Source organism: Kribbella sp. NPDC003557, from assembly GCF_040610805.1.
Lineage (GTDB): Bacteria > Actinomycetota > Actinomycetes > Propionibacteriales > Kribbellaceae > Kribbella.
Genome location: NZ_JBEXMY010000001.1, coordinates 990,868 through 1,004,265 on the forward strand (window position 1 = coordinate 990,868; position 13,398 = coordinate 1,004,265).

16 protein-coding genes are annotated in these 13,398 nt (G+C 70.0%); 7 read left to right on the forward strand and 9 right to left on the reverse strand.

The features are described 5' to 3' along the window. The first annotated feature begins 3 nt into the window (after positions 1–3). Positions 4–528 (forward strand): hypothetical protein, encoded by a 525-nt coding sequence (locus tag ABZW60_RS04750; protein WP_355474050.1) that lies wholly within the window; start codon positions 4–6, stop codon positions 526–528. A gap of 88 nt (positions 529–616) precedes the next feature. On the opposite strand, the gene ABZW60_RS04755 is transcribed toward ABZW60_RS04750, so the two are convergent. Beyond that, positions 617–1,516, reverse strand: coding sequence for a hypothetical protein (locus ABZW60_RS04755; protein ID WP_355474052.1), 900 nt, complete (start codon positions 1,514–1,516; stop codon positions 617–619). A 234-nt stretch (positions 1,517–1,750) separates the two neighbouring features. Between ABZW60_RS04755 and ABZW60_RS04760 the strand changes: the two genes are divergently transcribed. Then, the gene (locus tag ABZW60_RS04760; RefSeq protein WP_355474054.1) at positions 1,751–2,206 is read left to right on the forward strand and encodes a GNAT family N-acetyltransferase; all 456 of its coding nucleotides are present in this window, start codon (positions 1,751–1,753) and stop codon (positions 2,204–2,206) included. A gap of 17 nt (positions 2,207–2,223) precedes the next feature. Here the strand turns inward: ABZW60_RS04760 and ABZW60_RS04765 are convergent, their stop codons facing one another. From ABZW60_RS04765 to ABZW60_RS04775, 3 genes are all read right to left on the reverse strand, one after another. Further along, complete coding sequence (locus ABZW60_RS04765; protein WP_355474056.1) at positions 2,224–3,495, reverse strand: neutral zinc metallopeptidase; 1,272 nt, start codon at positions 3,493–3,495, stop codon at positions 2,224–2,226. 16 nt (positions 3,496–3,511) lie between these two features. Then, positions 3,512–4,708: a neutral zinc metallopeptidase gene (locus ABZW60_RS04770; protein ID WP_355474058.1), complete on the reverse strand. Its 1,197-nt coding sequence runs from the start codon at positions 4,706–4,708 to the stop codon at positions 3,512–3,514. A 170-nt stretch (positions 4,709–4,878) separates the two neighbouring features. Beyond that, positions 4,879–5,670: a class I SAM-dependent methyltransferase gene (locus ABZW60_RS04775; protein ID WP_355474060.1), complete on the reverse strand. Its 792-nt coding sequence runs from the start codon at positions 5,668–5,670 to the stop codon at positions 4,879–4,881. A 64-nt stretch (positions 5,671–5,734) separates the two neighbouring features. On the opposite strand from ABZW60_RS04775, the gene ABZW60_RS04780 reads away from it, so the two are divergent. From ABZW60_RS04780 to ABZW60_RS04795, 4 genes are all read left to right on the forward strand, one after another. After that, entirely contained in the window at positions 5,735–6,463 is a 729-nt protein-coding gene (locus tag ABZW60_RS04780; protein ID WP_355474062.1) for a methyltransferase domain-containing protein, read from the forward strand. A gap of 21 nt (positions 6,464–6,484) precedes the next feature. Next, positions 6,485–6,907 carry a hypothetical protein gene (locus ABZW60_RS04785; protein WP_355474064.1) on the forward strand — a complete coding sequence of 141 codons (423 nt, stop codon included), beginning with the start codon at positions 6,485–6,487 and terminating at the stop codon, positions 6,905–6,907. Between the two features lie 80 nt (positions 6,908–6,987). Continuing rightward, the gene (locus ABZW60_RS04790) at positions 6,988–7,533 is read left to right on the forward strand and encodes a TetR family transcriptional regulator (protein WP_355474066.1); all 546 of its coding nucleotides are present in this window, start codon (positions 6,988–6,990) and stop codon (positions 7,531–7,533) included. A 2-nt stretch (positions 7,534–7,535) separates the two neighbouring features. Next, positions 7,536–8,708: an FAD-dependent monooxygenase gene (locus tag ABZW60_RS04795; RefSeq protein WP_355474487.1), complete on the forward strand. Its 1,173-nt coding sequence runs from the start codon at positions 7,536–7,538 to the stop codon at positions 8,706–8,708. 1 nt (position 8,709) lies between these two features. Here the strand turns inward: ABZW60_RS04795 and ABZW60_RS04800 are convergent, their stop codons facing one another. Beyond that, complete coding sequence (locus ABZW60_RS04800) at positions 8,710–9,180, reverse strand: class E sortase (protein WP_355474068.1); 471 nt, start codon at positions 9,178–9,180, stop codon at positions 8,710–8,712. Here ABZW60_RS04800 and ABZW60_RS04805 point away from each other — a divergent pair. Next, positions 9,173–9,487 carry a hypothetical protein gene (locus ABZW60_RS04805; RefSeq protein WP_355474070.1) on the forward strand — a complete coding sequence of 105 codons (315 nt, stop codon included), beginning with the start codon at positions 9,173–9,175 and terminating at the stop codon, positions 9,485–9,487. The genes ABZW60_RS04800 and ABZW60_RS04805 overlap by 8 nt on opposite strands. Before the next feature lie 162 nt (positions 9,488–9,649). On the opposite strand, the gene ABZW60_RS04810 is transcribed toward ABZW60_RS04805, so the two are convergent. The 4 genes from ABZW60_RS04810 to ABZW60_RS04825 are packed head-to-tail and all read right to left on the reverse strand — an operon-like array spanning position 9,650 to position 13,386. Next, a complete protein-coding gene (locus tag ABZW60_RS04810; protein ID WP_355474072.1) occupies positions 9,650–10,186 on the reverse strand; it encodes an MOSC domain-containing protein in 537 nt (178 codons plus the stop codon). A 2-nt stretch (positions 10,187–10,188) separates the two neighbouring features. Further along, positions 10,189–10,944, reverse strand: coding sequence for an aminoglycoside 3'-phosphotransferase (locus ABZW60_RS04815; RefSeq protein ID WP_355474074.1), 756 nt, complete (start codon positions 10,942–10,944; stop codon positions 10,189–10,191). Further along, a complete protein-coding gene (locus tag ABZW60_RS04820) occupies positions 10,925–12,397 on the reverse strand; it encodes an arylsulfatase (protein WP_355474076.1) in 1,473 nt (490 codons plus the stop codon). Before ABZW60_RS04820 ends, ABZW60_RS04815 begins: the two co-directional genes overlap by 20 nt. After that, on the reverse strand, positions 12,394–13,386 hold the full coding sequence (locus ABZW60_RS04825) for a LacI family DNA-binding transcriptional regulator (RefSeq protein ID WP_355474078.1): 993 nt from the start codon (positions 13,384–13,386) through the stop codon (positions 12,394–12,396). The genes ABZW60_RS04820 and ABZW60_RS04825 overlap by 4 nt, the downstream gene beginning before the upstream one ends. Between the last annotated feature and the right edge of the window lie 12 nt (positions 13,387–13,398).

Below are 13,398 nucleotides of genomic sequence, written 5' to 3' on the forward strand. Positions count from 1 at the left end.
TACATGAGTACGCAGACGGAGCAGGAGAAGGTGCGGGGCTGGCTGACCGGACGGTTGCCCGGCGACTGGTTCGAGGGTGAGACCGAGCTGGAGATCGACCGGGACGAGATCCTGATCGTCGGCCGGATCCCCGCACCGGAGCAGACCAAGGACGTGAGCGCCGCCGAGCGCTCCGCCGCGGAGAACGGGCGGATCAAGCAGTTCCGCGAGGACACCCGGGACCGCCGCATCGAGATCGCCCGCGAGTTGGAGCACGCCACCCGGCGCAAGGTCGCGTGGGGCGTCCGCTGCGGTGAGACCAGGACCGTCTTCACCTCGCTGTCCGCGCCGGTGATGACCAGGCTCCGCCAGCCCGAACGCCAGGTCCTCGACACCCTCGTCGACGCCGGCGTGGCCCGCTCCCGCAGCGACGCCCTGAGCTGGTGCGTCAAGCTGGTCGCCCAGCACAGCGAAACCTGGCTGGCCGACCTCCGCGAAGCCATGACCAAGGTCGAGGAAGTCCGCAAGGCCGGGCCCGACAACAGCTGACAGCTTCCGACGGCGTATGCGGGCTGAGGAACGGGCGGCAACCCGGTGGGGTTGCCGCCCGCTTGAGGAGAAGTGCTAGCTGACCCGGTTACTGCCCCTGCTGCCAGTTGCCCTGCGGCGCGGTGCCGTTGGACCAGTTGCCGGCGCTGTGCGTGGCCGGGTGCTGCTCCTGCTGCGTCGGCATCGGCTGCGTGGGCTGGGCAGGCTGGGTGGGCTGCTGGTAGCCGCCCTCGTAGTTGCCGTCGTAGTCGCCCTGGTAGCTGCCCTGGTAGCCGCCCTGCGCCGGGTAGGACGCCGTGCCGTTGTCCATGCCGTTCTGGTCGGCGGGCTTGACCATCTTGTCCTTGTCGAACAGGTTGCCCAGTGCACGGCCGGCCATCTCGCGGCCCCCGAGGCCGAAAGCGAGGCCGAGAGCGAGCGCGGCGCCCGCGAGGACGATCAGCAGCGTGTTGCCGGTGAGCTGGACCGCGACACCGAGCTGGGTGAGCGCGGCGAAGGCGGCGTACACCAGGACCGCGTACCGGGCCACCTTGGCCAGGGTCTCGTTCCCGGTCGCGCCACGGATGATCGCGGCCAGGAAGTTGGCGAACAGCGCCGCCAGGCAGACGATCACGATCGCGGCGAAGATCCGCGGGATGTAGCCGAGCATGTCGCTCATGAAGTTCGAGATCTCCGGCACGCCGAGCGCCGAGGCGAACATCGTGAAGCTGATCAGGAACACGAACCAGAACACGACCTTGCCGAGCATCGCCGAAGCGGTCAGCCCCGTGCCCGACCGTTGCAGCACACCGGAGACGCCGGCCCGTTCCATCCAGCCGTCGAAGCCGACGCGGCCGAGCAGCCGGCCGACGAGATTGCCGAGGATCTTGGCCACGAAGTAGCCGACGACCAGGATGACCAGACCGCCCAGCAGGTTCGGGATGAACGACAGCAATTTGCTGAAGGCATCTTCGAACGGCTGGGTGAAGTCGATAGCTAATGCTGACATCGGATGAACCCTTTCGGACTGGCCCGCATCCGCTGTCGGCACAGGACTGCACCAACCCCGGCACGGGCGGATGCAGTGGTGTCCAGTATGACTCGTACCCTCAGATGCCTCGGGCAAACAGTGAGACCGGCGCGGCGGGCAACGAAAAGTGTTTGCGTAAGGCAATCACCATCACGGGACTTCGGTGCTTACCCTGCCGCCTGAACCGCTTCAGGCGTTTGCGATCCTGTGCGTATGAACGATGTGCTGATCCGCCGGGCCACCGCTGCCGACATCGCCGCGATCGTCGCGATGATCGCCGACGACCAGCTCGGCGCCACCCGTGAGTCGCTCGACGACCTGACGCCGTACCTGGCGGCCTTCGAGCAGATCGACGCCGACCCGAACCAGCTGCTGATGGTTGCCGATCGCAACGACGAGGTGATCGGCACCCTGCAGCTCACGATCATCCCCGGCCTGTCCCGGCGCGGCTCCACCCGCGGCCTGATCGAGGCCGTCCGCGTCGCCGCCCCGGCCCGTGGCTCAGGTCTCGGCAGCACCCTGATCCGCTGGGCCGTCGAGGAGTCCCGCACCCGCGGCTGCACCCTCGTCCAGCTCACCTCGGACAAGACCCGCACCGACGCCCACCGCTTCTACACCAACCTGGGCTTCACCAATTCCCACGAGGGCTTCAAACTCAAACTCAGCTGACACCGGCGGGCGCGCGATCAACTCACCTTGGCGGGTGCGGCTGTGAAGGTGTTGCAGAGTTTGGGGTCGGCGGCCTTGAAGGCTGGTTCGGCCCAGAGCCAGTGGTTCTTGCGGGAGCCGTGGTCGCGGATCTTCTTCGGGTTGTACTCGTCGCCGCTGTGCTGGGTCTGCCACTGCCAGATCTCCAGCTTGCGGCCGCTCAGGCCGAGGGGCTTCTTGTTCGCGCCGAGGAAGGCCGCGCCGAAACAGCCGGCCTGGAGCTCGGTGCGCCGGCTCCACTCGAGCTCCTCCGCCTTCGTCTTCGCCCAGCCCTCGCGGGATCCGGCGGCGGTGAGCATCTCGGTCAGGTTCTGGACGTGGTGGCCGTACTCGTGCGCCATCGTGTCGATCATCCACACCCGGGCCGACAGCGGATCGTCCTTGTAGTCCTTGAGATCCGCCTTCCAGCTGATGTTGATGCTCTCGTCGGCCGGACAGTAGTACGCGACGTTCTTCTCGCCGGTGCAGCTCGCGGCGGTGGTCTGGTTCGTCTGCAGCACCACCTTCGGCGACCGGAACGGGTACTTGGCCTTCTTCAGCACCGGCGCCCAGGCCGCGTTCAGGCAGGGCAGCATGGCCCGGTAGTACCGCAGGATCGCCGACTGGGAGTCCGGCTTGATCGCGGGCTCCTTGCAGCTGACGCTCGCCACCTTGCCGGCCGCGTAGATCTCGTTCTGGCGGAGCCGGACGAGGTCGGGGACGACGGAGGCCGTGACGGTGACCGTCGGGTTCGGCGGGATGGGGAGCGGGGCCTGGGACTTCTTGACCGAGGGCTGGGAGAGGGGGCGCTGGACGCCGTACGAGTTGACGAGCTGGAAGCCGCCGATCGTGGCGCCGGTGAGGAGCAGGACGACCAGGATCGACAGGCCGACGATGACCGGGCGGGAGTACTGGCGGGGAGGGGCGGCCGGCGGTGGTTCGGAGGTGAACTGGGCGCCGGAGCGGGACGGGTTCTTGTGCCAGCCCGACGGACGGGAGCCGCCGACGCGGCGGGTGCCGGTCAGCGGCGGGAGCGGGGCTCCGGTGAGCGGCGCGGCCGGCGGACCGCTGTACTCGCTCGTGGTGCCGGGCTCGGTGGGCAGCGGCCGGGCCTTGCGGCGCATCGACGACTCGTCGAACGACGTCGAGCGCGCCCGGCCCAGACCGGCGGGTTGCGCGGTCTTCAGGGTCAGCGGGCGCGAGCCGGGTCCGGGCTCGTCGCCGGACAGGAAATGCCCGGGTTTCGGCGTACCCTCCTCGGAGTCAGGCATCGATCGCTCCCATCGCTCAACTGACCTTGGCGGATGCTGCGACGAAAGTGTTGCAGGCTCCCGGGTTGGTTGTCGCGAAGCCCTGGTTCATCCACAGCGCGAGGCTCTTGCTGGAGCCGTGATCGCGGACCTTGTCCTTGGTGTGCTCGTCGCCGCGCCGCTGGATCAGGCCGCTCCACTGGCGCAGCAGCTCGCCGCGCAACGGGAAGCTCGCCTTGGCGGCGCCGAAGAACACGGCACCGAAGCAGTACGCCTGGAGCGCGGAGCGGCGCTGCATCTCGAGCTGGGCGTTCTTGTTCACCGCGGTGTCGGCCAGGTTGTCGGCGGCTTCGGCCACCCCGGTCAGGTTCTGCACGTGGACGCCGTACACGAAGCCGAAGGACTGCGCCATCTCCGCGCGCGTCTCGGCCTTGCTCTTCGGGTAGTCCTCGACGATGTTCTGCCAGGGCATCGTCACGCTGCCGCCGTGCTCGTCCTGGCAGTACAGCGCCAGGTCGTGCTGGACGCCGCACGCGGTCTCGTCGCCGTCGTCGAAGATGATCAGGTTCGGCGACCGGAACGTGAACCCGGCCTTCGTGACGATCGGCTCCCAGGCCTTGTCCAGGCAGGCGGTCAGCGACTGGTAGTACGAGCGGACGTTCTCCTTCGACGTCGGCCGGAACGCCGGCTCCGGGCAGTTCGCCACCGCCAGCCGGCCGGCGGAGTAGATCGCGTTCTTCCCGACGACGTCGGCGTCCGGCGTCCCCTTGCCGATCGGTTCCTGCGTGGGCTTCGCCCCGGCGGCCGGCTTCTCCGTCGGCGTACCCATCGGGTTCGGGAGGGCGCCGTCGTACGACGAGAGCACCTTCACCGCGAACGTCGCACCGCCGCCGAGGAGCAGCAGCGCCGCGACGACGATCAGCGCGATCAGGCCCTTGGAGCGCTGCTTCGGGACGAACGGGATCGGCTCGGGGTGGAACACCTCCCGGTACGCCGCGGCGGCCCGGTCGTCGGACGGCGGCGGGCCGAGCCGGCTGCCGGACAGCGTCGTACGGCGCGAGTCGATCCGGGACCCGGTCAACTGCGGCGGGGCCGGCGGCGCCTCGCCGCCGAGGCGCGGTGTGGGTGCCGCCAACGGCGCGGAACCACCGGTCCTCCGTGCGTCGGCCGTCCCCTGTTCACCCTCGCCACCCGGCAGGAAGTGCCCAGGCTTGGGTGCCGGCTTGTCCGCCATAAGTTTCCGCTTCTCCCCAGTCACCGGTCGTCGCCGGTCCCACCCGATTCGTCAGACAGGCCGGAACACCCCCAGTGCCGGCCGCCGGCTGATATTACGGCCTGGACCGCCATGCGGTGAACCGGATTGCACCTATTGACACCGTTCCGCGACCCGTGCACACATCGTGGTCAGCCGACTACGCGGCCGTACCCGAGGAAGTGTGGGCTGCCGGCCCGGAGCCTGGGGTCGGACTCGACCTGGCGGGCCAGGAGGGCGGCAGAGGGCAGCAGGCGGTCGATGGTGTCCGGGGCGGCGTTCTGGAGGATGTTGGCGGCCGGGCCTTCCACGCCCAGGACCTCGACGTCTTCGAGGCCGGCCGCAATGGCTTCGGCGGCGAGTTCGTCGGCGTGGTGGAAGTAGGCGACCGTGAAGCCGTGGGAGCCGTCGATACTGCCGGAACGGAAGGCGTCCACGAAGAGGGGCAGGTTGTCGTCGGTGAGCGTTCCGTTGCTACCGGCCTCGAGCAGACCGCCGAACCGGTTGATCGCCGCCGCGACCACCACCCCGCCGGACCGCGTCACCCGGACCGCCTCGGCCAGCGCCCGGGCACGGTCCGCCGGGTCGACCAGGTGGTAGAGCGGCCCGAGCAACAGCGTCACGTCGACGCTCGCGTCCGGCTGCCGGAGCGCACGCGCGTCACCGACCTCGGCCGCGAACGTGCCGATCGCCGCCGCCTGCTCCACGTGCTCCACCACCGGATCCACGAGCGTCACCCGATGCCCGTCCGCAGCCAGCCAGCGCGCGTGAACGCCGGTCGCGCCACCGACGTCCAGGACGACGGACGCGGGCGGCAGCCAGCGGCGCAGCAGCTCCTGGGTCCGCAAGTACTCGAGCCGGCCGTGCCCGGGGACGACCAGCCGGTCGTTCTCGAGGTACCGGTCCCGATAGAAGGAACGAATCGCCGGATCGAGTTCAGTCATCCCCCTACTGTGCGGGCGGAAAATGCCGGGCACACCCCGTTTTGACGCCGCTACCCTGTGCCGGGTGACGGACCTGAAGCACGACGACTACCCACGATCCAGCACGTACGACGCGGACTGGCTGCTGGCCAGGGACATGGGCCCGAATCCCTTGTGGCTGCTGGAGGACCTCGCCCGCGACCTCGACCTGCGCCCCGGCATGCGCGTGCTCGACCTGGGCTCCGGCAAGGGCGCGACCGCGGTCTTCCTCGCGAAGGAGTACGGCGTGCAGGTCTGGGCCGCCGACCTGTGGATCGACCCGACCGAGGCGGCCGCCCACATCGACTCGCCCGACGTCGTCACGCTGAGGGCCGAGGCCCACGACCTGCCGTTCGCCAAGGGCTTCTTCGACGCGATCGTCTGCATCGACGCCTACGAGTACTTCGGGACCGCGGACAACTACCTGGCCTACATCACGAGCTTCCTCAAACCCGGTGGGCAGTTCGGCGTCGCGACCCCGGCGATGCGGCAGGAGGTCCGCGACCTCGGGCACATCCCGGAGCACATCAAGAAGCTCGTCGGATGGGAGGCGCTGGCCTGGCACACGGCGGACTGGTGGCGGTTCCAGTGGGAGATCACCGAACTGGTCGACGTCACCGCCGCGCGCCTGCAGAAGAACGGCTGGGCCGACTGGGTCCGCTGGGCCCACGCGCTCTCGGAGCACCGTGGCGAACGCGACGGCGCCCTCGACATGCTCGAGGCCGACAACGGCCAAAACCTCACGTTCGCGATCCTCGCCGCCCGCAAGCGCTGACCCGCCTGGCATGCTGGGGGCATGAGCTGGGCTGTTTACGCGATGCGCGGGCCAGGAGGCATTCGACGCCTCGACGACGTACCGGTCGACTACGAGCCGCCGTCGGTCGGTACGGCGACCGACGTGGTGGCCACCGTCCGGGAAGTGGTGCCGGACGTGGACACGAGCAAGCCGTCCTGGCTGGCGCTGCGAAGTCCGGAGTACGACGTCGAGATGACGATCGGCAAGGGCGTCGAGGTCCGCGACATCACCTTCTACCTGAACGACGGCCCGCGGTCGATCCCGATCGTGATGGAGATCAGCCGGCGGCTCGGCGTCACGCCGTACGACACCGAGTCCGGCGACTTCCTCACCGAGGAGTCCCGGCCACCGGTCCCGCCGCCGATGACCGCGGACGAGATCAAGATGAACAAGCCGAAGTGGTGGAAGTTCGGCCGTAAGTAGGTCCGGCCCACCTTGTCCCGGGCTGTGGCGCGTCCTAAGATCAGGACGATCGTACAGGACGATCGCCCTGGAGGATGAGAATGGCGCCGACGGCGAAACAAGGTCAGGAAGTGCGGCAGCGGCTGCTGACCGCCGCCGCGGAGCTGATCCCCGAGCGGGGCTGGTCGGCGGTGAGCACGCGGATCCTGGCCGAGCGCGCCGGCGTCACGCCGAGCGTCGTGCACTACCACTTCGCGTCGGTCCAGGAGGTGCTGACCGAGGCCGTGATCACCACCATGCGGCAGGTGGTCGAGGCGACCGACTTCACGGCCGCGCCCACCCCGGCCGCCGCCGTGGACGCGATGCTGGCCGCGGTCGAGCAGTACGACGGAACCGACCCGATGTCGCTGCTCTTCGTCGAGGCCTATCTGGCCGCGACCCGCGACGAGCGCCTCCGCGCACAGATCGCCACGGTGGTGACGGAGTTCCGGACCCGCCTGGCTGACTGGCTCGCGATCCATCAGGTCGACGATCCGGCCGCGACCGCCGCAGTGCTCGCGGCAACCGTGGACGGGCTCCTTCTGCATCGGGCCCTCGGGCCGGAATCCCCTGCCGTGACCACCGTTCTGCGAAGGCTGGTGAGGTGAGCATGCACGTGATCATCTGTGGGGCCGGGATCGCCGGACTCGCGCTGGCGAACCGGCTGTCGGCGCTCGGCCAGGAAGTCACGCTGCTCGAGCGCAGCCCGGGGCCGCGCCCGCAGGGCTACATGATCGACTTCTTCGGCCCGGGGTACGACGCGATGAGCGCGATGGGTCTGCTGCCCGCGCTGCAGGAGGTCGCGTACCACGTCGACGAGGCGGTCCTGGTCGACGACCACGGCCGGAAGCAGGCGGGTATCGACATCCTGCGGTTCGCCGAGGGCGACCTGCTCAGCGTGATGCGGCCCGATCTGGAACAGGTTCTCCGCGAGCACCTGCCGGGCGCCGTCGACCTGCGGTACGGCGCCACGCTCACGGGCGTCACGCCGCGCGCGGACGGCGTACAGGTCGAGCTCGCGGACGGGTCGGCGCCGGCCGGGGACCTGTTGATCGGTGCCGACGGCATCCATTCGGCCGTCCGCCGGCTGGTGTTCGGGCCGGAGGCCGGTTATCTGCGGTTCCTCGGGTTCCACACCGCGGCGTACAGCTTCGACGCGCCGGAGATCCATGACGAGGTCGGCGGGCGGTTCTGTCTCACCGACACGATGGGCAGCCAGTTCGGGTTCTACTCGCTGCGGGACGGGCGGGTGGCGTCGTTCGCGGTGCACCGGACGGCCGATCCCGCGGTGCCGGCGGACGCGCGGGCGGCGATCAGGACGGCGTACGCGGATCTCGGCTGGGTGGTGCCGCGGGCGCTCTCGCTGTGCCCTGACGACGACCAGATCTACTACGACCAGGTCGCGCAGATCGTGATGCCGCGGTGGAGTTCAGGTCGCGTCGCGCTGGTCGGGGACGCGTGCGGGGCCGTGTCACTGCTCGCCGGGCAGGGTGCGTCGCTGGGCATCGCCGGGGCGTTCGTACTCGCGGAGAAACTCGTCAGCTCGTCCTCGATCGAGGCGGGGATGGCGGAGTACGAGAAGGTCTGGCGACCTGTCGTCGAGGAGAAGCAGAAGGTCGGGCGCTCGGCGGCGCGCTGGTTCCTACCGGGGTCGCGGACCGAGTTGGTCGCACGGCGCGTGATGCTGAAGGTGCTCAGGCTCCCGGGCCTGCGCAGCCTGCTGCCGGCCGCGCTTGCCGGGAAGCCCACCACACTGATCCGGGAACTCCACCCGACCCCCTGATTCACGATCGGGTGGCGACCAGGGTGCCGATCTTGTTGATGCGGTGTTCGGGGTTGCCGAGTTCGTCGTGCCAGTAGTTGCCGGCCGCGTGGTCCTCCGGGGTGGCGCAGGTGGAGATGGTGATCATCGCCCGCGTCGGAGTGGCGCCGGGGTTCCCGGGGACGGCGGCGTTCTGCTGTGCCTTCTCGGCCGGCTTGCGGAACGAGATCGTCATCGTCCGGTTGATCACGTAGTCGTAGACCGTCCCGCCGGCCGTGATCAGGACGTGGTCGCCGGTGCGGAGGTCCGGCGCGTGCTCGAGGGGGCGGTTGTGGCTCACGCGGTGCCCGGTGACGATGAAGTTCCCGATCTCGCCGGGCCCGACGCCACCGGCCTCGCCGCGGGGGCTGGCGGCGAAACCGCGGTCCTGGATCCGGGTGCCGGGGCGGTCGTCCGCGGTGCCGGTGTAGGCGACCACTCGGAGGTTGCGCACGCCGATAGCAGGAATCGACATCGTCACCGGCCCCGCCACCGTCGGCCTCGCGGACGTCGGGGTGCGGCTCGGCGAGGCAGTCGCGGACGGCGGGGTGGAACTGGACGGCGCCGGGCTCGACGGGGCCGCGGTGGACGGCGAGGCCGCGCTGGTTGACGGGTCGGCGGTGGTCGGCGGGTCGGCGGCGGTCGGTGGGGCGGAGCTGGTGGACGGCAGGGGTGATTCGCCGGACGGAGCGACGTCGCTGCATCCGGCCAGCGCCAGCACCACGACCAGAGCGCCCAGCAGCCTCACCCCTCGACAGTAAACACAAGGGCCGAAAACTGCCCGAAAGGGCAACCACTCGACCGCTCGCCAGGCCTCAGCCCGGCAGCTCGACAGGTAGTGCACCCGCGAGACGCCGTACGTGCGGACACGATCACGCTCAGGTGCACTACCCGCCCGGCCGACACCTCCTGTCGAGCGGGCCTCAGTTCAGCACGGTGAGCTCGGCCGGGCCGAGTCGCAGGACGCCCGAGGTGAGCGGCGTCGCCCGGATCCCGCCGCGGCCGCGGAGCGCCTTCATCGCGCCCGGCGCCAGCACCGTGTCCATCCAGGCGCACGGATTGGCCGGCCGGTTGGCCTGGAAGGTGACCGGCCCGTCGCCAGAATCCAGCACGAACCGGCGCCCGTCGACCCGGGTGCCGTCGGCGGTCCGGTGTGCGGCGAGTTCGTCGATCGGGAAACCGCGCAGGACGATGTTGCGCCGCGTGAGCCGCGGGTCGAGCGGCCCGGGCAGCCCGAGCTTCTCCACGACCTCGTCCAGCGCGGCACCATCGATCAGCGTGACGGCGGCGTTCTTGTGGATCGACTGGGCGTAGTACCGGTCGCCGACGATGCCCAGGCCGGCCCGGACCTCGATCGACGAACGGTCGGTCGACTCCGGGTCGGGGCGTGGTCCGTCCTGCGGGCGGCCTTCGTAGGCATGCCGGCTGGAGACCACCAGCGCGATGACGTCGACTCTCATGGTCAGCCCCAGGTGAGCGGGTCGAGGAGGCGGAAGAAGTGCAGACGGCGCGGGTCCGGATCCGGCACACCGTACGCCGCGAGGAACGGCGCCGGGTCCGCGGACCACTCGTCGTGGAGCTGGATCGTCGTGAGCGCGAGGTCGGTGTACCGGTCGGCGACGCCGAGCCGGCCGAGGTCGATCAGCCCGGTGACGGCCAGCGTGCCGGGGTCGAAGAGCACGTTCGGCAGGCACGCGTCGCCGTGGCAGAGGACCGGCTCCAGCACGCTCTCGACATACGAGCGCTCGGCAACGACCTGCTCCAGCAACTCGGCAGGATCCAGCCGCCGCCACTCGTCGGTGAGGAACTGCGGATTCACCGCACCCCGCCGGACGACGTCGGCCGCCGTCGCGATCACGTCCGCGAGCGGCCGCTCGAACGGGCAGTCGGCCAGCGAATGCAGCTCACGAAGAACCACGCCGAGGCTCCGCATGGCACGATCGTGCGCTGCCGGCGGCAGACTGTCTCCCGGAACCCCGGGCACCGCCGAAGTCACCAGACACGCCCCACCCGGCCCGTCCAGCTCGATCCAGTCGAGGACGGAGGCGCTGGGGAAGCCTGTTCCCGCGAGCCAGCTGATGCGGTCGCGTTCGGCGGTCAGGTCGGGGATGCCGGAGGGCGCGCAGCACTTGGCGAAGGTGTTGCCGCGGCGGTAGACGGACGTGTCGGACTCGCCGATGTCGATCGGCTCCCAGTCGTCAGACGGCGGCGCGTGCAACGCGTTCCCTGGTGTGTTCGAGGATCGCGGTCACCGGTCGCCCGGTCACCAGATTGCCGTCGGCAACGAACCCTTCCTCGCGCCCGGTCAGGTCCTGGATCAGCCGGCCCCGCCACAGGTCCCGCAGCTCGGGCTGGGTCTTCACCAGGTTCCGCAGCTCACCGGGATCCTCGACCAGGTCGAACAGTTGCTCCACGCCCCGCTCGGAGCCCCAGACGTATTTCGTCCTCCCGTCCGTCACCCATTGGATCGACTGCCCGAAGTGCAGGTGCTCGCCGTGCAACCACTCCCGTACCGGCGCCGATTCCCCGCGCAGGAACGGCGCCAGCGAGACGCCGTCGACCGTTGACGGGACCGGTACGCCGGCCAGGTCGAGCAGCGTCGGCATCACGTCACGCAACTCGACGACCTGGTCCACGACCCCGCCGCGGACGGCGCCACCGGCCGAAGCGCGGTCCGCGACGATGAACGGCACCCGGGCCGATCCCTCGTACGGCACCGACTTCCGGAACATCCGGTGGTCGCCCATCATCTCGCCGTGGTCGGACGTGAACGCGAAGATCGTGTCGTCGTACACCCCGAAGTCGACCAGCGCCTCGCGGATCCGGTTGATCTGCAGGTCGATCTGCGCCATCAGCCCGTAGTACCCGGCCCGCGCGCGGTGCACGACCCGGTCCGGCAGGTCCCCGATCGACGCCTGGTAGTCACCGTCCTGGCGGAACTCGTCCCAGTCGCCCTCCCAGTCGCCCAACTCCCACTCGTACGCCGGGAGCGCGTTGTACTGGTCGAACGCCCACGCCGGCGGGTCGTACGGCGGGTGCGGCCGATGGAACGACAGGTACAGGAAGAACGGCCGCGACGGATCCCGCCGGTACAGCCACTCGATCGTCTGCGTACCGATCCAGTGCGTCGGGTGCAGCTCCTCCGCCTTGTCCCACGGCCGCGCGACCACCGAGTTGCAGTTCACCCCGTGATCGAAGTACTCCGCGTCCGGCGACACCCCGGGCTGCCGCCGCAGCCAGGGCACGTAGTCGTCGAAGAACCCGAACTGCTGCCGGTGGGTACGCCGGGCGTGGTGCAGGAACCCGTCGTGCAGGACCACGTCGTCGAAACCGAGCCGCGCCCGCTCCGGGTGGACGTGCATCTTCCCGATCGCCTGCGTGTGGTACCCGGCCCGGCGGAACTCGCCCTGCACCGTCACCGGGTGCGCGACATCGAACGGTACGCCGTCGGTGTACCCGACCCGCCCGTGCCGTTCCTGCGACTGTCCGGTGAACAACGCCACCCGGGCCGGCACGCACGTCGGTGTCGCGGAGTAGCCGCGGCTGAACCGCACCCCGCTGCGCGCCAGCTCGTCCAGGTGCGGCGTCTCGACGTACGGGTGGCCGGCGCACGACATCGCGTCCCCACGCCACTCGTCGACACAGATGAGGACGACGTTGGGTTGACTCAAGAAGACTCCCGAACGATGAGTTGCCAGGGGAAATCGAACACCTCGCCGGGCGCACCCTCCCGGTCCGTCAGCCGGCCGACGATGATCTTCGCCAGCGCCTCGTTGAAGTCGACCGGTCCGACCGTCGACAGCGACGGGTCGAGATGCTCGCCCTCGGGCGTGTTGCCGACGCCGACGATCGCCAGCTCCCGCGGTACGTCGATCCGCAGCCGGTGCGCCGCCCGGACCGCGGCGATCGCGGCGAAGTCCGTCGTGCAGTAGATCGCCGTCGGCCGGTCGGGCTTGGTGAGCAGCGCCATCGCGGCCCGGTACGCGCCTTCGGGGTGCTGCTCGAAGATCTCGATGTCTTCGTCGCGGATCGGCTGGCCCGCCGCGCGCAGGGTGTTCAGGTACGCGTCGAAGCGGGCGAACCCGGTGGTCCGTGAGGTGAGCGCGCCGACCCGGTCGTGGTGCTCCAGCAGATGCTCGACCGCGAGATGGCAGCGCGGCTCGGCGCCGGACCGGATCACGTCGAAGCCTTGCGGCTCGAGGGTTTCGCTGAAGACGACGATCTGCACGCCCTGCGCCGCGAACGCCGCCAGCTCCGCGACCTGGTCCGGGTCCGGCGCGACGCTGTCGATGAAGATCACGTCGGGCGTCCGGTTCGACAGCACGGTCCGCCAGTCCCCGTCGGCGACGATCAGCGCGGTCTTGCCGAGCGGGGTCACCGCCGTACTGACGGTGGCCGCGACCGCCTGCGACCACGGATCCGCGAGCACGTTCAGCGACAGCAGGACCAGGTCCGACTTGCCGGTCCGGATCGCGCGGGCCGCGTCGTTGCGCCGGTAGCCCAGCCGCGACGCGGCCTCGCGGACCCGGTCCGCGGTCGAGTCCTTGATCGTGTGGCTGCGGTGCCGTCCGGAGAGCACGTAGGACACGGTCGCGACCGAGACACCGGCCTCCTTCGCGACCATCCGCAGCGTCGGCCGCTCAGCCAAAGGTGAGGACATATGTCGATTCTT